The following is a 19,138-nucleotide window of genomic DNA, read 5'->3' on the forward strand; positions in this document are numbered from 1 at the left end:
CTCGGGCCGCGGCGCGAGTCAGCGGGGGAGGAGGGTGCGGACCCCGTCGAGGTAGGCATCCTCGTCGAAGTCGGCGAGCACCGCGCGCTGCACCATGAAGCCCGGGGCGAGGCCCATGAGCACCGGGACCGTGCGGAGGGCATACGCCTCGGGATCGTCGCCCGCGTGTTCGGGGTGCACGGCGGCCCACTCGGCGACGAGGCCGCGCAGCATCTGCCGGATCGGGGCCAGGAACCGGAAGACCATCTCGCGCACCGACGGATCGATCGCAGCCTCCGCCCAGACCTGCAGGAAGAGGTTCGGCGTGATGTCCTCGTGTCGCATGCCGTCGATGAGCGTCGCCATAATCTCGCCGGGCGGGAGGGGCCCGTGGTCGGCGCGGACCTGCTCCAGCTCGAGCGAGCGCGCCGAGAGCACCCGCTGCGCGGCGGCGAAGAAGAGTTCCTCCTTGCTCGCGTAGTGACCGTAGATCGCGCCCGCCGAGAGACCCGAGGCGGCGATGATGTCGTTCATCGAGGTACCGCGGAACCCCTTCGCAGCGAAGCAGCGCAGCGCCGCCTGGGCGATCTCGGCGCGCCTGGCCTCGCGGTACGCCTCGGTCACCTTCGGCATCGGCGCACCTCCTCCGGACGGTTCCTGTCGCCTCTTGACGATCATAGGTTGCGGGTCCACTATAAAGAACGAACATTCGTTTTTGGAAGAGGAGTCGCCATGGAACCCCGCACCGCTCCGCCCCGGACGACCCCGTTCGGCCGGGCGATCGGCATCGGCGCCGTGCTCGCGCTGGTGGTCGGCATCATCGTGCTCGCCTTCGCCTGGCCGGCGGTCACGGCCGAGCCCAAGGACCTGCCGGTGGCCGTCGCCGGACCTGACGCGAGCGTCGAGCAGGTCGAGTCCCGTGTCGCAGACCAGGCCGAGGGCGCCATCGCGCTCGAGCGCGTCGACGATCGCGACGCCGCGGTGGCGGCGATCGAGCAGCGCGAGGCCTACGGCGCGATCATCCTCGGCGACGCGCCCACCGATGCACCCGAGGTGCTCGTGGCCTCCGCCGCGAGCCCGGCCGTCGCCCAGATGCTGCGTGGCATGGCGGCGGAGCTCCAGCAGGGCATCACCGACCAGATGCGCGAGCAGCTCCCGACGCAGCTGCAGTCGGTCCTCGAGGAGGCCGTGCGCACCGCGGTGCAGGCAGCGCTCGCGCAGGCGTCAGGCCAGGCGCCCGCGACTCCGCCGGCGGCACCGAGCGTGCCCGAACTTCCGTCGGTCACCGTGACCGTGACCGACGTCGTGCCGCTCGCCGACACCGACCCGCGCGGCACGGGCCTGACGGCGGCCATGTTCCCGATCGTGCTGGGCGGCATGCTCGGCGGCATCGTCATCTCGCTCACGATCATCGGCGCGCTCCGGCGGATCGTTGCGGTGCTCGTCTACGCCGTCGCCGCCGGACTCGTGCTCGCCGGCATCCTGCAGGGCTGGTTCGGCGCGCTGCAGGGCGAGTTCTGGCTGAACAGCGCCGCGATCGCCCTCGCGCTGACGGCGATCGCGGCACCCATCATCGGGTTCGCAGCGCTCATCGGACGGGCGGGCATCGCGGTCGGCGTGGTCACGTTCATGCTGGTGGCCAACCCGATCTCGGCGGCGGCGATCCCGGTCGAGTTCCTGCCCGTGCCGTGGGGCGCGGTCGGGCAATGGTTCCCGCCGGGCGCTGCGGCGACGCTGCTGCGCGACCTGTCGTACTTCCCGGACGCCGACATGACGTTCCCGTGGCTCGTGCTCGCCGCGTGGGCGCTCGGCGGCATCCTGCTCGCGCTCCTGGGGCACTTCCGGACGGCCGGCGGCGCGGAGTCCGACGACGAGGCGGCGCACGCCGACGACGCGGTGGGGGAGCCTGCCGGGGAGAAGGCCGAGCCGACCGACCGGGAGGCGACGCCCGTCGCGTAGCGCGGTCGCGACATCCGCTCGGCATTCGCTCGTCGGGGCGCGGGTAGGCTGGACGTCCGTGAACGACGCCACCCCCGCCCCCGAGCCGAAGGTCGGACTCAACGACCTCGTGCGGTTCCTGCTCGAGATCTTCGCGATCGTGACGCTCGGCATCTTCGGGTTCACCGCATTCGATCTGCCGTGGCCGGGCATCCTGCTCGGCATCGGGCTGCCGGCGCTCGCGATCCTGCTCTGGGGACTGTTCCGCTCGCCCAAGGCGGTGTTCCACGTCGACGCGTTCGTCAAGGCGCTCGTCGAGATCGCGGTGTTCTCGACGGCGGCGATCGCCTGGTGGCTCATGGGCCAGCCGGTGGTCGCCGTGGTGTTCGCCGTCGTGGCCGCCGTGAGCGGCATCATCAACGGGCGCCGCGAGCTCAGTTCCTGAGGACTGTCAGCGGAAGATCACGGTGCGCTGCCCGTCGAGCAGCACCCGGCGCTCCGCGAACCACTTGACGGCCTGCGAGAGCGTCCGGCTCTCCTCGTCCTGGCCGATCGCGACGAGCTCGCCGACCGACCGCGAGTGCTCGACGCGCACGACGTTCTGCTCGATGATGGGGCCCTCGTCGAGGTCGCTCGTCACGAAGTGCGCGGTCGCGCCGATGAGCTTGACTCCGCGCGCGTGCGCCTGCCGGTAGGGGTTCGCGCCCTTGAATCCCGGCAGGAACGAGTGGTGGATGTTGATGCACCGGCCGGCGAGGAGGTCGCACAGCTCTGGCGAGAGGATCTGCATGTACCGCGCGAGCACCACGAGCTCGATGTCGTGCTCTTCGACCACTTCGAGGACCCGGCGCTCGAACGCCGCCTTCGTCTCGGGCGAGGTCACGGGCTCGGACTCGAACGGCACGCCGTAGAAGTCGACGAGGTCGCGCAGGGTGCCGTGGTTCGAGAGCACGAGCGGGATGTCGACGGCGAGCTGGCCGGCCCGCTGGCGGAAGAGCAGGTCGTTGACGCAGTGCCCGGCAGTCGAGGCGAGCACGAGCGTGCGGAGTGGACGGCCGACCTCGTCGAGGTGCAGGTCCATGCCCCAGCGCTCGATCACGGGAGCGAGCTCAGCCTCGAACTCGTCGCGACCGGCCGGCGACTCCACCTGCACGCGCATGAAGAAGCGCCCCGTGTCGAGGCTCGCGAACTGCTGGCTCTCGGTGATGTTGCCGCGCGCGGCCACGATGGCGCCGCTGACCGCGTGCACGATGCCCGGTCCGTCGGTGCAGCTCAGCGTGACGACCCAGTGGTTCAGGTGCGGGCTGTGCGGCTCGGCGTCCGTGGTCATCCGCACAGCGTACCGGCGATCGGCGGACGCCCAGCCGACACCGGATAGACTGGTCGCGGTCGTGCGGTCACCGTCGGCCCCGGGCGCGCACGTGAGCGCGTAGTCGACCCGCCGCCGGCACGGCCGCGAGCGGGGAACGCCGTCGGGATGGACTCCATGTCGACCACCGAACTCGCGCGCGCCGGCGCGCCCACCACCATGACCACGAAGACCCCCACCACCGGCATGCCGTGGCGCGTGCTCCTCGTCCTCGCCTCCGCCGTCTTCCTCTCCATCACCATCGAGATGCTGCCGACCGGGCTGCTGCCCGAGATGAGTGCCGACCTCGGCGTCGGCGAGCCGCTCGTCGGCCTCCTCGTGTCGGTGTTCGCGTTCACGGTCGTCGTGACCTCGACGCCGCTGACCGCGATCACCCGACGGATGTCGCGGCGCACCCTGCTCACGGCCGTGCTGGTCGTGCTCGCGGCGTCCACCCTGCTGAGCGCCGTCGTGCCCGAGTACTGGATGCTCGTCGGCGTCCGCGTCATCGGCGGCGTCGCGCACGGCGTGTTCTGGGCGCTCGTCGGCGCGTACCCCGCACGGGTCGTCGCCGAGGGGCAGCTCGGCCGAGCCGTCTCGATCGTGCTCGGCGGCGGCACGATCGCGCTCATCGCGGGCGTGCCGCTCGCCACCGCGCTCGGCCAGGCACTCGGCTGGCGGCCCGCCTTCGCGGTGGTCGCGGCCCTCACGTTCGCCGGGGCGCTCCTCATGCGGGCCGTGCTGCCGGCGGATGGCGCGACCGCGGCATCCGCGCCGCCCGCCGCGTCGGCGCAGCCCGCCCGGTCGAGCCGGGATGCCGGCACCACCGCCGTGCTCGTCGTGTGCGTCGTCACCGCGATCGTCATGACCGGGCAGTACGCGGCGCTCACCTACATCGCGCCGATCCTCACGGACGTCGTCGGGGCGCCGTCGTCGGCGGTCGCGCCGCTGCTGTTCGCCTCCGGCATCGCCGGAGCGGCCGGCCTCGCGGTCGCGGGCACCCGGTTCGCGCGGAACGGAGTCCGCACGCTCGTGCTCGCGCTGGCCGTGATCGCGGTCGCCCTCGTCGTGCTGACGTCGGTGCCCGCGCTGTGGCCGGCCATCGTCGCCTACCTCGTGTGGGGCTTCGCCTTCGGCGCGGTGCCGCCCCTGCTCCAGACCCGCCTCCTGCAGGCCGCGGCGCCCGAGCGTCGCGACGCCGCGAGCGCGCTGTACACGACCGGGTTCAACATCGGCATCGGCGGCGGTGCGCTCATCGGCGGCCTGCTCTTCGGCTCGCTCGGGGTCGCGTCGATCCCGCTCGCCTTCGTCGTGATGGCCGTGCTCGCCGCCGTGATCGTGGCGGTCTCGACGGTCCGGACGGCGCAGGTGCGCGTCGCCGCGGCGACCGGCTCCGTGCGCACGTCGAGCGCGTAGCGTACCCCGTCGCGTCGGCTTGACGGAGTCACAGCCAATCCACGGCTTCGGCACGGCACGATGGTCCTGCAACCGACGTCCGGGGGTGGACGCGGAGGTCCGATCGGGGGATGCGGACCGCACGCGGGTCGGGGCCGAAGGCGATGGGGAGCACGCCACGGTCCCGCCCCACGCGTGAGCTGCCGGGCGGGCCGCGCTGGCAGGTCTCAGTCGAGCCTTCGGCCCGCGCCCCACACGCCCGCGACCGCGAGCTCGTCGTCGAGCAGCACCGCGTCCGCCGCGGAGCCGGCATCGAGCCGGCCGAGGTCGTGCGCACGGCCGATCGCCGCTGCGGGAGCGGAGGTCACCGACGTGACCGCCTCCTCGATCGTGAGGCCGGATTCGACGACCGCGCGGCGCAGCGCGACATCCTGCGTCAGGGTCGACCCGGCGATCGCGCCGCCCTCGACCAGGCGAGCGACGCCGTGGCGCACGTCGACGTCGAGCGACCCGAGCACGTAGCGCCCGTCGGCCGCGCCCGTCGCGGCCATGGCGTCAGTGACGAGCGCGACGCGGCCGGGCGCGCCGGCGAACGCGAGGCGCACGACGTCGGGGTGAACGTGCACGCCGTCGCCGATGACCTCGAGCGTGACGTGGTCGGCGCGCATCGCCGCGACGACGGGGCCCGGCGCGCGGTGGTGGATGCCGCGCATGCCGTTGAACGCGTGCGTGAGGATCGACGCTCCCGCGTCGAAGGCTCGCAGCGCGGTGTCGAAGTCGGCCCCGGTGTGACCGACCGCGACGGCGACGCGCGCCTCCGTGAAGCGGGCGACGGCCTCGTCGGCGCGCTCGCGCTCGGGCGCGATCGTGATCTGGCGGAGCGTGCCATCCGATGCCGCCAGCAGCCGGTCGATGGTCTCGGCGTCGGGCGAGCGCAGCCGCGCGGGGTCGTGCGCGCCGCGGAAGTCGTGGTCGAGGAACGGCCCCTCGAGGTGCGAGCCGAGCACGAGCGGGTCGGATGCCGCGACGCGCGCGATCGCGGCCAGCCGCCGCTCGAGCTCGTCGACCGTCGCGGTCACGAGCGAGAGGACCGTGCGCGTCGTGCCGTGCGCACGGTGCGTCGCGAGCACCGTCGCGATGGCCTCCGTACCGTCGTCGGCCGACGCGCCGCCGCCGCCGTGGCAGTGCAGGTCGACGAAGCCGGGCGTGAGCCATCGGCCCGCGGCATCCGTCACCTCGCCGGTGTCGGCGAGCCCGTCGCGCCACGCGTCGCCGACGCCTCGCGCGGCCACGCGGTCGCCCTCGAACTGCACCCACGCATCGGGCACCGTGTCGCCGCCGGAGACGAGACGGGCGGAGTGGATCACGGTCACGGGCGGCGCGCTCACCCGCCCACGTTATCCCGCCCGCTGCAGCCGTCGCTGCGGACGAACCCCTGTGTTTCAGGAAGACGGAAGCTGCTCAGGACGGATTCGCGCCGAGGCTCCTGAGCAGCTTCCGTCTTCCTGAAATCGTTCGCCCGTGCCACTCCGCCACACGCGGATCCCTGTTCAGGCGGCCCGATGCAGCCCGATCGCGAGCGCCTCCCGGATCTGTTGCTCGATCGCCGCCCACCCGAAGATGACGTCCGTGTAGTCGAACCGGAACACCGTGAATCCGAGCAGCGTCAACGCCCGGTCATGCGCGATGTCGCTGTTGCGCTGTTCACTCGAGCGGTGGAACTCGTACCCGTCGACCTGGTACACGAGTCGGTCGCCGATGAGGCCGTCGACGCGGTGACCGAGGAGCCAGGCCTGCTGCCGGGGTTCGATGCCGATCCGTCTGAGACGCGCGAGCGGCAGCGACTCGATGCCCGAGTCGGACAGCTCGGAACTCGCGAGGAGGACTCGGCGAGACGCGTCCGTCCGGAGTGGGAGGCGGCCGAGGAAGTCGCGCTGGATCGCGCCCTTTCTGATCGCCGACTCCCAGGTGGCGACGGCGTGATCGAACGGTCGGCAATCCGCGATCTGCACGAGCGCGTTCACGACCGGCTCGACCAGCTCGTGGCGACTGGTCTCGACGGGCCCGGCGTTCCAGTGGACAGTGGCGTCGCCGGCGTCGAATCGCGACGCGTTCGGCGCCACCGAGAGGTGGGTCCTCTCCGGCACATGCTCGTCGTCGTCATCATCGAGCGTCCACAGCCCGTGATGCTTCGCGGCCGTCACACACGCGAGACGGCCGCTCACCGACGCGGCTTTCTTCAGCAGCGGCGGCGCAGCCGATGTGCACACCCACGAACGACGGATTCGTCGCACCAGGGAGGCCGCAACGGCGTTGCGGATCCGGTGACGCGTGAAGCCGGCGCGGACGAGATCGTCGACGTGCGCGATACCGCCATTGCTGCTGAGCCAGTCGACGAGGTCCACATGCGGATGCTGCCGTGCCGCCGATGAATGCTCGCCGGCGGTCGCGACATCCGGGAACCGCCTGCGCGGCGATCGCGTTGTGGAGGCCGAGTCCGAACGGGAAGACCGATCACTCGTTTCAGGAACACGGAGGCTCATCAGGACCGAATCCGCGGATCGGTCCTGATGAGCCTCCGTGTTCCTGAATCGGAGCATGAGTGGCCGGCGGTCGCCAGCACCGCGGCGTCACGTGGGGCCGCCGCACGCGGCATCCGTTGCTATGCTTGCCGGGTCGCGACTGGCGTTGAGATGGGTGACCATCGGGGAGCGACTGGCATCGGACCGACCGCACGCCTGGGCCGGTACGCGAGGCCTCGTGGCGCGAGTCGCACGAGGCGCTGAACCCGCAGGTCCGCATGTCATCTTCGAAGGAGCCAGTCTTGGCCGAGTCCCTCACCACCGACGCCCCCGCCGACGCCGTCGCGGGCGCCGCATCCGTCTTCAACCAGCCTCTCGCCGAGGTCGACCCCGAGATCGCCGAGGTCCTCGAGCAGGAGCTGAATCGCCAGCGCACCACGCTCGAGATGATCGCGAGCGAGAACTTCGTGCCCGTCTCGGTGCTGCAGTCGCAGGGCTCGGTGCTCACCAACAAGTACGCCGAGGGCTACCCGGGTCGCCGCTACTACGGCGGCTGCGAATTCGTGGATGTCGCGGAGAACCTCGCGATCGCGCGTGCGAAGTCGCTGTTCGGCGCCGAGTACGCCAACGTGCAGCCCCACTCGGGCGCCACCGCCAACGCCGCCGTGCTGAGCGCGATCGCGACGCCGGGCGACACCATCCTCGGCCTCGAGCTCGCGCACGGCGGTCACCTCACGCACGGCATGAGGCTGAATTTCTCGGGCAAGCTCTACAACGCGGTTGCCTACGGCGTCGACCCCGAGTCGTTCGTCGTCGACATGGACGTCGTGCGCGACAAGGCGCACGAGCACAAGCCGCAGGTCATCATCGCCGGCTGGTCGGCGTATCCGCGCCAGCTCGACTTCGCCGCGTTCCGCGAGATCGCCGACGAGGTCGGCGCGAAGCTCTGGGTCGACATGGCGCACTTCGCCGGCCTCGTCGCCGCGGGCCTGCACCCCAACCCGGTGCCCCACGCCGATGTCGTCAGCTCGACGGTGCACAAGACCATCGGCGGTCCGCGCTCGGGCTTCATCCTGGCGCGCGACATGGAACTCGCGAAGAAGCTGAACTCGAACGTGTTCCCCGGCCAGCAGGGCGGCCCGCTCATGCACGTCATCGCCGCGAAGGCGACGGCGTTCAAGATCGCCGCGTCCGCCGAGTTCAAGGACCGCCAGGAGCGCACGGTCCGCGGAGCCAAGATCCTCGCCGAGCGCCTCGTCGCCGACGACTCGCGCGCCGCCGGCGTCGACGTGCTCACGGGCGGCACCGACGTGCACCTGGTGCTCGCCGACCTCCGCACGTCCGAGCTCGACGGCCAGCAGGCGGAGGACCGCCTGCACGAGGTGGGCATCACCGTGAACCGCAACGCGGTGCCGTTCGACCCGCGCCCGCCGATGGTCACGTCGGGCCTGCGCATCGGCACGCCCGCGCTCGCGACCCGCGGCTTCGGCGACGCCGAGTTCACCGAGGTGGCCGACGTCATCGCGCTGGCGCTGCAGGCGAACCCGGATGTCGCGGCGCTCCGCTCGCGCGTGACCGCGCTGACCGAGGCGTTCCCGCTCTACCCGGGCCTGCAGCAGTAGTCGTCCGCGGCTCGGGGCGAGCGGTCGCTCGCCCCGAGCTCGGCCCGACACGCCGAAGGAGATCGCCGGCGCCGCGCCGGTCGTGGCATCCGCTCACCGGCGTGTCGGGCCGGAATCTCCTTCGTTCCGTCCCGCCGACCAGCTCGGAAGAGGTACCCAGCATGACCGCGATCACTCTCGACGGCGTCGCGACCGCATCGGCCGTCAAGTCCGAGCTCACGACGCGCATCACCGAGCTGCGCGCCCACGGCGTGGTGCCGGGGCTCGGCACGCTGCTCGTCGGCGACGACCCGGCGTCACTGTCGTACGTCGCCGGCAAGCACCGCGACTGCGCCGAGGTCGGCATCGAGTCGATCCGCGTCGACCTGCCCCGGTCGGCCTCGACGGCCGACGTGCGCGCGGCGATCCGCGACCTCAACTCGGCGCGTGAGGTGACGGGCTACATCGTGCAGCTGCCGCTGCCGGCCGGTCACGACGAGAACGCCATGCTCGAGCTCATCGACCCCGACAAGGACGCCGACGGGCTGCACCCCACGAACCTCGGCCGGCTGGTGCTCGGCATCGAGGGCGAACTGCACTCGCCCCTGCCGTGCACGCCCGCGGGCATCGTCGAGATGCTGCGCCGGTACGACGTCCCGATCCGCGGGCAGCACGTCACCGTGATCGGCCGTGGCCTCACGGTCGGGCGCCCGCTCGGCCTGCTCTTCACCCGCAAGGGGCTGGATGCCACGGTGACCCTGACGCACTCCCGCACCGAGGACCTCGCGGCCGAGGTCCGCCGGGCGGACATCGTGGTCGCAGCGGTGGGCGTGCCGCACATGGTGAAGGCCGACTGGATCAAGCCGGGGGCCGCGGTGCTCGACGTCGGGATCACTCGCGTCGCCGACGAGGAGACGGGCAAGGGCAGGCTCACGGGCGACGTCGACCCCGCTGTCGCGTCGGTCGCGGGACACCTGTCGCCGAACCCCGGTGGCGTCGGACCCATGACGCGCGCCATGCTGCTGGCCAACGTCGTGAAGGCGGCGGAGTTCAAGCTGCGCGGGCGCTGAGCCGTCCGACACGGTTGACCCCGCGGACCCGCGTCGACCACAGTTGAACGGTGCAGTGGGCGCTGGCCATCCTCACCGTCATCGCGTACGCGACGTTGCCGCTCGGGTCCGCGAGCTTCGAGCAGCAGCCGGTGCCGACGCTGCTCGTCGGGCTGGCGTTCGTGCTCCTCGCGATCTTCGGGTTCCCGTTCGTCCGCGAGCGCTCGATCTGGTGGCGGGCGGCGTTCGCCGTCGTGCAACTGGCACTCGGCTTCTGGATCTACTCACTGTCGGGGGCGGCCGTCGGTGCGAGCCTGCTCCTCGTGGTGCTGGTCGTGCAGAGCGTGCTGCTCCTGCCGCTGCCGGCTGCCGCCGTCATCGCCGCCGTCATCCCGCTGGTGCACCTCGGCATGGACTGGCAGGACGGGCTTCGCGAAGGGCTCGGCACGCTCGCGGTGACGGTGTTCACGCTCATCGTGACCGAGCTCCTCGTGCGCGAGCAGAAGGCCCGGGCCGAGCTCGCCGAGGCGAACGAGCGGTTGCGCGGGTACACCGCCCAGGCCGAGCAGCTGGCCGCGATCAGCGAGCGGAACCGGCTCGCGCGCGACATCCACGACGGCGTCGGCCACCACCTGACTGTGGTGCAGATGCAACTGGAAGCGGCGCGCGCCGTCCTCCGCACGACGGATCCCGAGCGCCTCGACGCCATGCTGGCCACCGCCCAGGAGCAGTCGGGGCAGGCGCTCGCCGAGGTGCGACGCTCGGTCGCCGCACTGCGCGAGGAGCGGCCGAGGCTCGAGGACGCGCTGCGGACGCTCGCGGCGGAGGCGACCACGGCCGGCGTGCCGACGGAGCTCGAGATCCGCGGTGAGGTCCGCCCGATCCGCGCAGAGGTGGACGAGTCGCTGTTCCGTGTCGCGCAGGAGGGCCTCACGAACGTGCGCAAGCACGCCGAGGCGAGCTGCACGACCGTCGTGCTCGACTACCGCGCCGAGGATCGCATCCGGCTCGAGGTGCACGACGACGGCCGTGGGCTTCCCGAGACGCCCGGCGACGGCTTCGGGCTCACCGGGCTGCGCGAGCGCATGGCGAACCTCGGCGGGCGGATGTCGCTGGACGCCGGCGGCGCGAAGGGGCTCACGCTCTCGGTGGAGGTGCCGGGATGACGATCCGCGTGCTGCTCGCCGATGACCAGGCGCTCTTCCGCGAGGCGCTCAGGACGCTGCTCGAGGTGCAGGAGGGCGTCGAGGTGGTCGGCGAGGCGGGGAACGGCGACGAGGCCGTGCGCCGCAGCGACGAGCTGCATCCGGATGTCGTGCTCATGGACCTGCGGATGCCCGTGCTCGACGGCATCGCCGCCACCGCTCGGCTGCGCGCCGAGCAGCCTCTGGTGCGCGTGCTCGCCCTGACGACGTTCGACGACGACGAGGACGTCTTCGCCGCGCTGCGGGCGGGCGCCGTGGGGTACCTGCTGAAGGACGTGACCTCGGCGCGGCTCGTCGAGGCACTCGACGCGGCGGCCCGCGGGGAGTCCGTGCTCCAGCCGTCGGTGGCGGCGAAGGTCGTCGCCCGTGTCGCCAGCATGCCCGCGGAAGCGCCGCCCCCAGAGCATCCGCTGTCGGACCGAGAGGTCGAGGTCGTGCGGCTGCTCGCCGAAGGACGCAGCAACCGCGAGATCGCCGGCGCGCTGTTCCTCGCCGAGGGAACGGTGAAGAACCTGGTCACGAGCGTCATATCGAAGCTGCAGGTGCGCGACCGGACCCAGGCGGCGATTCGCGCGCGGGACCTCGGCATCCTCTGACGGCCCGGGGTCACCCTCCGAACGTGACCTCGACCATGACGTTCGGCACCTGCCGCCGCCCCCGCGCCCGACGGAGGATCCTCTCGTTCCTGACAGTGGATCTTCCGAGGAGTTGAGATGAACCACGAAGCGGCGACCGCGACCGCGCACCGACCGTCGGTGCTCCGATTCGCGCTGCACGGGCTCGAGATGGTGATCGCGATGGTGGTGGGCATGGCCCTTCTGGGGCCGCTGTGGTCGTGGCTGTGGCCCGGCCTGCCTGACGACGTCACCGCCCAGGCGCTCGTGATGGCCACGAACATGTCGATCGGCATGGCGGTGTGGATGCGGATCCGCGGACACGGTCTGGCCTCCATCGCGGAGATGTCGGCGGCGATGTACCTGTCGTTCCTGGTGCTGCTGCCGTTCACCTGGGCCGGACTGATGTCGCCGATGGCCTTCATGACCGCCGGGCACGTGCTCATGGTGCCCGCGATGCTCATCGCGATGCTGCGCCGCCGGCGCGAGTACGGGTGGTGACGCAGACCTTCGTCGCCATGGTCTCCGTCCCGCTCACATGAGCCGGCTCATGCCGCCTGGACGACGCCGTTCGTTCCATCCACCGTGACCCGTTGACCAGTGGTCAGCACGGACGTCGCGTCGCGGGTTCCGACCACGCACGGTATCCCGAACTCACGCGCGATGATCGCCGGATGCGAGAGCACTCCGCCGACGTCGGTGACGAGGGCACCCATCGTCGGGAAGACGATCGACCAGGCCGGGGACGTCACTTGGCAGACCACCACGTCGCCCGCTTCCACTTGGTCGAATTCCGCTTCGCCGCGGATCACTCGCACGGTTCCGGTGTGGCGCCCGGCCGAGGCCGGAGTGCCACTCACGAGGGAGTCACCGCCCGCAATGACCCGGTCGCCGAAGAAGTTCCCGGTCGGGCTGAGCGTCCAGAGCAGGGCTTCGTTCACGAGGCGAGCCGCGGGTGGGAGCACGTCGAAGGGCGGATCTGGAGGTTCAGGTCCGAAGGACACGGGACCGGGATGGGCCATCGTCCAGTTGCGTTGCCCGCGGCGACGCCGAACGCGGTCGCGGCGGTCGACGCCATCACCGAGGGCCGCCCGCGCGTCCTCGACCTCCAGCAGGAAGACGTCCCCCGGTTCCTCCAGTTGCCCTCTCGCGGTCAGCCGCGTACCGATCTCGAGCCCGCAATACCGTAATAGCGCGGCCTGCGTGAAGAAGGTCCACACGACCCGGTCGTCCCAGAGCGGATACGCGTCACGCGCGCGGACGAGCGCCTGCTCGAATCGTTGTCGGTCGGACGCGGATGCGCGCTCGGTGAGGATCGAGCGTGCCCGCGTCGCGGCTGCGGCTCGTCGCGCCTCGGCTTCCGCGTCGGCGCGCGCGGCATCGAAGCCCGAGCGCGCTTGCTGCGCGATGAGGTGGAGCAGGAGGTGCGGAACCTCGGCGAGGGTCGGTTCGATCACGTCGTACCTCAGCACCCGATGGCCGAACTCGGCGAGGTGGGCGTCGACCGCCGCGGCGAACTCCGGTGCCTCCTGGCGAAGGCGCGGCAGCGTCGAGGCATCCGCGTCGTCGAGGAGCACGAGGAGGTCGGGTCGGGATCGAGCCTGGTCGACGAGGGGAGCCATGGCACGGGCCGGCTCCGTCGAGGCGGTCGAGAGCCCCTCGAGGAGTTGCAGCATTTCGGGCGCGTCCCACCCGAGCAGGTCCCGGCATGCGAGGTACAGCTCGTACATCGGGATGACGTAGGCCATCGTGACGGTCAGGTGGGCGGGGTGGCTGATGACCAGGATGCGGTGATCGAGTTCCGCGGTGAGCCCGGAATCGTCGAGCGAGGCGAGGTCGAGCTTCCGGCCGAGATCGGCGATGTGCTCGGGTTTCCATTGCTCGGTCCACTGCCGAGCGATCGCCGAAGCACGGTCCTCGGCTACCGCCAGTTGGGCGGCGCGGATCCGGCGTCGCATCCGGGGATGCACGCGGAGGAGCATTCGGAACAGCCATCGTGGAGGTGGTGCAGGGGTCCGTCCGGCACGGGGCGCAGGTGCGCCGAGCGGAACCATGCGCATGTAGAGCCATCCGCCGATGTGCTGGATCTCGGCGCGGTCGAGCAGGACACCGAACTCCTCGAAGACCGCGGGGAACACCTTGATGATCTGTTCCGTCAGCAGGACCCTGCCGAACGGCGAGATGGGTTCGGGCTCGTGGAAGTCGTCGCGAGTCCAATCACCGGGCGGCACGACGATGGGGACCGGGATCTGCTCGTCGTGGGCATTTCCCGCCGTTCCCCGGCCCTGCGACGGACGGGTTCCGCCGATCGCCGTGATCGGGCGCGCCTGCAGCAGCCAGAGCGAACCGTCGGACCATGCCCATTCGATGTCCTGCGGCGCGCCTCGGGCTGCCGCAACGCGGCGCGCGAGGTCTGCAACGGCAAGGGCCCGCTCGGTGTCGAGCGGACCGTCGGTGCCGCCGGATTCCGCGGAGTCGTGGTGATGCGCCCGGTCCGCTGTCGCCACCGAGGCGTCCGAGTCGACGATCCACTGTTGCGGGGTTGCGCGACCCGAGACGAGCCCTTCACCGAGTCCGCGAACGGCCTCGACGACCACGTGATCGGCGCCGGTCACTGGGTCTCGGGTGAACGCGACGCCGGATGCCTCGGCCGCAACCATCGGTTGGATGAGCACGGCGAGCTCCAGCGGCGCGCCGTCGGCGTAGGCGACGACACGCGTCGCGGTGCGGGACCGGTGGCACTGCACGACCGCATCGTGGAGTCCGTCCAGCGGCACGTCGAGGAGCGTGTCGAACTGGCCGGCGAAGGACGACTCGGCGCCGTCCTCCGACACGCCGGAGGATCGGACGGCGAAGGGCCCCGGGCCGAGTGCCGACGACACGAGATCGCGCAGTCGCTCGGCCGCGGCATGCCGAAGTTGTCCGTCGTCGGGATCGAAGGCGTCGACCGGCACCGAGACGCCGTGCGGCACCGGGAAGCCGGCCAGCCGAAGCTCCGCCAGGACCGCGGCCTTGGCGCCGACCCGACCGGGATCGGTGGAACCGCGGTCTCCGGAGCCGACAAGTGGCGTCCGGTCGTGTGAGGTGTTCGTCTGCCGGTCCATGATGATCCCCCTCGGTCATCGCTGGGATGGGTTGCGCAATCCTTCGACGACTCGCGTCGCGGTCTCGCAGAGGGCGGCGCTCGCCTCTTCTGGAGACATGCCGAATCGCGTCCGAAGGAAGAAGTACGAGACGGACGACAGCACGTGGCGGAGGCCCGCGAACGCGCGGATCGCCTCGGACTCGTCGAGATGGGCGAACTCGCCACGGAAAAGCGGCCATCTGGCGTCGTCCTGGGGCGTCGGCGGCGCACCCACTGGATCGTCCTCGGCTGCGAAGATCGCGGCAGAGACGCCGCGGAGCACCCTGATTCGACTCTCGACGAGCACGAAGCGACGTCCGGCCGCGGCGATCCATTCGTCGACGTCGGATGGTGGCTCCTCATCGGTTCCGAGATCGGAGCCGATCTCGCGCGCCGTGGCGATCAGCAGGTCGGCCCTGGTCGGGAAGTGGCGATAGACCGTGCGGTGCGTCACGCCGGCCCGGTCGGCGACCTCCTGCACCGAGAAGGACGCCCCCTCACGCGCGAGGAACAGGTCTGCTGACGCGGAGAGGATCACGCTGCGGGTCGACTCCAGATGTCGAGCGCTCGCTCCCGTGACCATTCCGACCACCTCGTGTCATAGTCATGACGTTGATGTCATAAGTATGACACTCAGGTTCGCGGGCGGCAAGGGGCAGTCACATGCGGGCGGCTGTCGCATCCGCTGTCAGCCTGACGGTCGCCCGGTGTTCATCCGGCGTGCACCGCGTGGACGGATGGCGCGCATAGCTTCGCGGCATGAGCCCCAGGGAGCGCGCCGAGCCGGCGGTCGCCGTCATTCCCGCGCGCGGCGGATCACAGGGCCTGCCGGGCAAGAACGTGGCGCGAGTGGGCGGGATCTCGCTCATCGCGCGCGCCGTGCACGCGGCGCTCGCCGCCGAGCGGGTCGCGCGCGTGGTCGTCACGACCGACGACGAGGAGATCGCCGACGCGGCGATCGCCGCAGGTGCGGAGGTCGTGGCGCGGCCGGGCGAGCTCGCCGGGCCCGAGGCGTCGAGCGAGTCGGCGGTGCTGCATGCGCTCGAGGTGCTGGGTCTCGATACGCCGGCCGCTCGACCCTCGACACCTCCCGTGATCGTGTTCGTGCAGGCGACGTCGCCCTTCATCGACCCGGCGGACCTCGACGCGGCCGTCGAGCGCGTCGCCGCGGGGGAGCGCGACGTCGTATTCGCGGCCATCCCGACGCACGGATTCCTGTGGCGCGAGCACGCGGACGACGCCGACGGCGCGAGCGCGATCGGCGTCAACCACGATCCGTCGAACCGCCCGCGCCGTCAGGATCGCGAGCCGGAGTACCTCGAGACCGGAGCGTTCTACGTGTTCCGCACCGACGGGTTCCTCCAGGCGCGACACCGCTTCTTCGGGCGCGTCGGCATCCAGGCGGTCCACGCCGATCACGCGATCGAGATCGACGACGCCGCCGACCTCGCCCGGGCTCGTGCGCTCGCGCCGCGCATCGACAGACGGCTCGCCGCGGCGATCAGCTCGGCGCAGGCGCGTCGGGCGGGCGCCGGCGACGCGTGGATCGCGGACCCGCGCCATCCGTTCATCGATGTCGACGCGGTCGTGACCGACTTCGACGGCGTGCACACCGACGACACCGCGACGGTCGACGAGCTCGGCCGCGAGTCCGTGCGCATCAGCCGGGCCGACGGGGCGGGGGTCGCGCGGCTGCGCGACGCGGGCATCCCCGTGCTCATCCTCAGCGCCGAGGCGAACCCCGTCGTGAGCCGTCGCGCCGAGAAGCTCGGCGTGGACTGCCTGCAAGGCCTTGCCGACAAGGGCTCCGCGCTGCGCGAGTGGGCGGCCGCCCGCGGCATCCGGCTCGACCGCATCGCCTACCTCGGCAACGACCGCGGCGACATCCCCGCGCTCGACCTCGTGGGCTGGCCCTTGGCAGTTCCGGATGCCGCGCCCGACGCGCTCGAACGGGCGCGGCACGTGCTCCAGCGCCACGGCGGGCACGGTGCGGTGCGCGAGCTGGCCGAGCTCGTGCTCGCCGCACGCGATGCGAAGCGCCGCGCCGCGACCTCCGCGGGCGCAGCCGTTCCCGCCCCCGCTGCCGCCCGCGAGCCGCGTGAACTCGACCCCGCCCACCCGACCCGGCTGCAGCGCGAGGCCATCACGGCCGCTGCATCCGGCACTGACACCGCACCCTGAACGAAAGCGAGCCCCGCATGTCCGTGCGCCTCGGTCACGCCGCGATCGGCGAGTACGAGCCCGTCTACGTCATCGCCGAGATCGGCCTCAACCACAACGGCGACCTCCGCATCGCCAAGCGCCTCATCGAGGTCGCCGCCGAGGCGGGCGCGCAGGCGGTGAAGTTCCAGAAGCGCACGCCCGACATCTCGACGCCCGAGCACATGAAGCTCATGCCGCGCGAGACCCCGTGGGGCACGATGAGCTACCTCGAGTACCGGCACCGCGTCGAATTCGGCCGCGACGAGTACGCCGAGATCGCCGACCACGCGGCGCTGCACGGCCTGGACTGGTTCGCGTCGCCGTGGGACGTCCCGGCCGTCGCCGACCTCGAGTCCTATGGGGTCGTCGCGTACAAGATCGCGTCGGCGTCGGTCACCGACCTGGAACTGCTCGGCGCGGTCCGAGACACCGGCAAGCCCGTCATCCTCTCGACCGGCATGTCGACCATGGACGAGATCGATCGGGCGGTCACGGTGCTGGGTACGGAGCGACTCGTGATCCTGCACGCGACGTCGAGCTACCCGATGCCGCCCGAGGAGGCGAACCTGCTCATGATCCCGGCGCTCAAGCAGCGATTCCCGGGCGTGCCGGTCGGCTACTCCGGGCACGAGCGCGGCCTGCAGATCTCGCTCGCCGCCGTGGCGCTCGGCGCGGTCGCGGTCGAGCGGCACATCACGCTCGACCGCACGATGTGGGGCTCCGACCACTCGGCGTCGCTCGAGCCGCAGGGCCTCGACCACCTCGTGCGCGACATCCGCATCATCGGCGACGCGCTCGGCGACGGTGTCAAGCGCGTGTACCCGGGCGAGGAGGCGCCGAAGGCCAAGCTCCGCCGGGTGCTCGCGTGAGCCTCGGGCCGGTGAGCCTCGGGCCGGTGAGCCTCGGGCCGGATGCCGCGTCGCGCCGTCTCCTCGTGGTCGCCGACGCCGACTCGTACGTCAAGTGGGGTGCGGCGCTCGCATCGACCCTCGGGCCCGAGTGGGTCGCGCGGCTCGTCGTGATCGCGTCGCCCGTGCAGCCGAGCGCGCGGCAGCTCGCGCACGCGCTCGCCGACACCCGCTTCGACCCGGCCGACGTGCGGACCATTCCGCTCGACGGGTACGGCGGCGACGGGGGCCTCGACGCCCAGCTCGACGCGTTCGAGCCGCACGCGGTGCTGCTCGCGCTGCGCGGCCCGTTCGTGCGCGTCGTGGCGCCACGGCTGAACCGCCGCCCGAACCGTCCGGCGATCCTCAGCGGCTTCCCGGGCCTGACGATCCCGGCCGTGCCCAAGGCCGTGATCTACCGCGAGCAGACCGACCTCATCGTGCTGCACAGCCGTCGCGAGGTGCGCGACTTCCGCGCGAACGCCGCGGAGCTCGGCATCGATCGCATGTTCGGGCTCGCGACCCTGCCGTTCCTGGCCGGTGAGGCGGGCGACCGCGCCGCCGCGACGGACATCGTGTTCGCCGCCCAGGCGAAGGTGCCCGCCGAGCGCGACGACCGGCTGAGGCTGCTGGCCGCGCTCGCCGAGCTCGCCCGCCGCCGGGCGCCCCACCGCGTCGTCGTGAAGGTGCGCGCCCGTGCGGGTGAGGCGCAGACGCACGCCGAGGAGCACGACTACGCCGAGCTGCTCGCCGAACTCCACGACGTCCCGGCGAATCTCGTCGTCGAGGACGGACCCATGGCGGACCGGCTCGATCGCGCCACCGCGCTCGTAACAGTGAGTTCCACCGCGGCGCTCGAGGCGGTCGCTCGCGACCTGCCGGTACTGCTCGTCGACGACTTCGGCGTCTCCCCGGCGATGATCAACACCGTGTTCGAGGGCGCCGGGCTGTTCGGCTCGACGACCGACCTCGTCGCGGGGCGTTTCCGGCACGCCGATCCGGCGTGGCTCGCCGACAACTACTTCCACGAGCCCGACGCCGATGACTGGGTGGCCTGGCTCGACGCGCTCGTCGCCGCACGCGAGATCGTGCCGCTGCCGCCGCTCGAGCGTCGCCACGACCTCTGGGGCGGCGAGCTGCGGTGGGCCTTCGAGCGGCGTCGCATGCTCGGCGCCGACGACCGCAGCCTGATGGGTCGCCTCGCGTGGGCCGTGGGTGTTCCGGTCCGTGCGGTCGTCCGACGGGTGCGTCGCCTGCGCCGAATGCTCGCGGGC

The 19,138-nt window shown here is 71.8% G+C and carries 17 protein-coding genes, 1 pseudogene and 1 riboswitch; of the genes and pseudogenes, 12 read left to right on the forward strand and 6 right to left on the reverse strand.

What is annotated here, in order from left to right; genetic code table 11:
• Positions 1-18: 18 nt before the first annotated feature.
• The gene (locus tag ACFQ58_RS06385; RefSeq protein WP_376950193.1) at positions 19-612 is read right to left on the reverse strand and encodes a TetR/AcrR family transcriptional regulator; all 594 of its coding nucleotides are present in this window, start codon (positions 610-612) and stop codon (positions 19-21) included.
• 99 nt (positions 613-711) lie between these two features.
• On the opposite strand from ACFQ58_RS06385, the gene ACFQ58_RS06390 reads away from it, so the two are divergent.
• Complete coding sequence (locus ACFQ58_RS06390; RefSeq protein WP_376950194.1) at positions 712-1,938, forward strand: hypothetical protein; 1,227 nt, start codon at positions 712-714, stop codon at positions 1,936-1,938.
• A 58-nt stretch (positions 1,939-1,996) separates the two neighbouring features.
• Positions 1,997-2,362 carry a YrdB family protein gene (locus tag ACFQ58_RS06395; protein WP_376950195.1) on the forward strand — a complete coding sequence of 122 codons (366 nt, stop codon included), beginning with the start codon at positions 1,997-1,999 and terminating at the stop codon, positions 2,360-2,362.
• Positions 2,363-2,368: 6 nt separating this feature from the next.
• On the opposite strand, the gene purU is transcribed toward ACFQ58_RS06395, so the two are convergent.
• Positions 2,369-3,247, reverse strand: a complete 879-nt coding sequence (purU, locus tag ACFQ58_RS06400; RefSeq protein WP_376950196.1) for a formyltetrahydrofolate deformylase — start codon at positions 3,245-3,247, stop codon at positions 2,369-2,371.
• A gap of 156 nt (positions 3,248-3,403) precedes the next feature.
• On the opposite strand from purU, the gene ACFQ58_RS06405 reads away from it, so the two are divergent.
• Positions 3,404-4,681 carry an MFS transporter gene (locus tag ACFQ58_RS06405; protein ID WP_376950197.1) on the forward strand — a complete coding sequence of 426 codons (1,278 nt, stop codon included), beginning with the start codon at positions 3,404-3,406 and terminating at the stop codon, positions 4,679-4,681.
• 206 nt (positions 4,682-4,887) lie between these two features.
• Here ACFQ58_RS06405 and ACFQ58_RS06410 read toward each other — a convergent pair whose 3' ends face one another.
• Complete coding sequence (locus ACFQ58_RS06410; RefSeq protein ID WP_376950198.1) at positions 4,888-6,048, reverse strand: N-acetylglucosamine-6-phosphate deacetylase; 1,161 nt, start codon at positions 6,046-6,048, stop codon at positions 4,888-4,890.
• 162 nt (positions 6,049-6,210) lie between these two features.
• Positions 6,211-6,807 (reverse strand): endonuclease domain-containing protein, encoded by a 597-nt coding sequence (locus ACFQ58_RS06415; RefSeq protein ID WP_376950199.1) that lies wholly within the window; start codon positions 6,805-6,807, stop codon positions 6,211-6,213.
• Between ACFQ58_RS06415 and ACFQ58_RS06420 the strand changes: the two genes are divergently transcribed.
• From ACFQ58_RS06420 to ACFQ58_RS06445, 6 genes are all read left to right on the forward strand, one after another.
• Entirely contained in the window at positions 6,808-7,092 is a 285-nt protein-coding gene (locus ACFQ58_RS06420) for a hypothetical protein (protein WP_376950200.1), read from the forward strand.
• Between the two features lie 236 nt (positions 7,093-7,328).
• Positions 7,329-7,411: riboswitch (ZMP/ZTP riboswitch) on the forward strand.
• Positions 7,412-7,484: 73 nt separating this feature from the next.
• A complete protein-coding gene (gene glyA, locus ACFQ58_RS06425; protein ID WP_376950201.1) occupies positions 7,485-8,804 on the forward strand; it encodes a serine hydroxymethyltransferase in 1,320 nt (439 codons plus the stop codon).
• Positions 8,805-8,965: 161 nt separating this feature from the next.
• On the forward strand, positions 8,966-9,853 hold the full coding sequence (locus ACFQ58_RS06430; protein ID WP_376950202.1) for a bifunctional methylenetetrahydrofolate dehydrogenase/methenyltetrahydrofolate cyclohydrolase: 888 nt from the start codon (positions 8,966-8,968) through the stop codon (positions 9,851-9,853).
• A gap of 50 nt (positions 9,854-9,903) precedes the next feature.
• Positions 9,904-10,998: a sensor histidine kinase gene (locus ACFQ58_RS06435; RefSeq protein ID WP_376950203.1), complete on the forward strand. Its 1,095-nt coding sequence runs from the start codon at positions 9,904-9,906 to the stop codon at positions 10,996-10,998.
• Positions 10,995-11,633 carry a response regulator gene (locus ACFQ58_RS06440; protein ID WP_376950204.1) on the forward strand — a complete coding sequence of 213 codons (639 nt, stop codon included), beginning with the start codon at positions 10,995-10,997 and terminating at the stop codon, positions 11,631-11,633. Before ACFQ58_RS06435 ends, ACFQ58_RS06440 begins: the two co-directional genes overlap by 4 nt.
• A gap of 117 nt (positions 11,634-11,750) precedes the next feature.
• Positions 11,751-12,152, forward strand: coding sequence for a hypothetical protein (locus ACFQ58_RS06445; protein ID WP_376950205.1), 402 nt, complete (start codon positions 11,751-11,753; stop codon positions 12,150-12,152).
• Between the two features lie 47 nt (positions 12,153-12,199).
• Here ACFQ58_RS06445 and ACFQ58_RS06450 read toward each other — a convergent pair whose 3' ends face one another.
• Together ACFQ58_RS06450 and ACFQ58_RS06455 are read right to left on the reverse strand one after the other, a co-directional pair.
• The gene (locus ACFQ58_RS06450; RefSeq protein WP_376950206.1) at positions 12,200-14,755 is read right to left on the reverse strand and encodes a PEP/pyruvate-binding domain-containing protein; all 2,556 of its coding nucleotides are present in this window, start codon (positions 14,753-14,755) and stop codon (positions 12,200-12,202) included.
• A gap of 15 nt (positions 14,756-14,770) precedes the next feature.
• On the reverse strand, positions 14,771-15,358 hold the full coding sequence (locus ACFQ58_RS06455; protein ID WP_376950207.1) for a TetR/AcrR family transcriptional regulator: 588 nt from the start codon (positions 15,356-15,358) through the stop codon (positions 14,771-14,773).
• A gap of 176 nt (positions 15,359-15,534) precedes the next feature.
• Here ACFQ58_RS06455 and ACFQ58_RS06460 point away from each other — a divergent pair, with 176 nt between their 5' ends.
• The 3 genes and pseudogenes from ACFQ58_RS06460 to ACFQ58_RS06470 form a co-directional block, all read left to right on the forward strand.
• Positions 15,535-16,956 carry a cytidylyltransferase domain-containing protein gene (locus ACFQ58_RS06460; RefSeq protein WP_376950208.1) on the forward strand — a complete coding sequence of 474 codons (1,422 nt, stop codon included), beginning with the start codon at positions 15,535-15,537 and terminating at the stop codon, positions 16,954-16,956.
• A gap of 17 nt (positions 16,957-16,973) precedes the next feature.
• On the forward strand, positions 16,974-17,846 hold the full coding sequence (locus ACFQ58_RS06465; protein ID WP_376950209.1) for an N-acetylneuraminate synthase family protein: 873 nt from the start codon (positions 16,974-16,976) through the stop codon (positions 17,844-17,846).
• A gap of 65 nt (positions 17,847-17,911) precedes the next feature.
• Positions 17,912-18,922, forward strand: a pseudogene (locus tag ACFQ58_RS06470) (DUF6716 putative glycosyltransferase); the annotation flags it as partial.
• Positions 18,923-19,138: the final 216 nt, after the last annotated feature.

Origin of the sequence: Agromyces sp. NPDC056523, assembly GCF_042794545.1 — a bacterium.
Lineage (GTDB): Bacteria > Actinomycetota > Actinomycetes > Actinomycetales > Microbacteriaceae > Agromyces.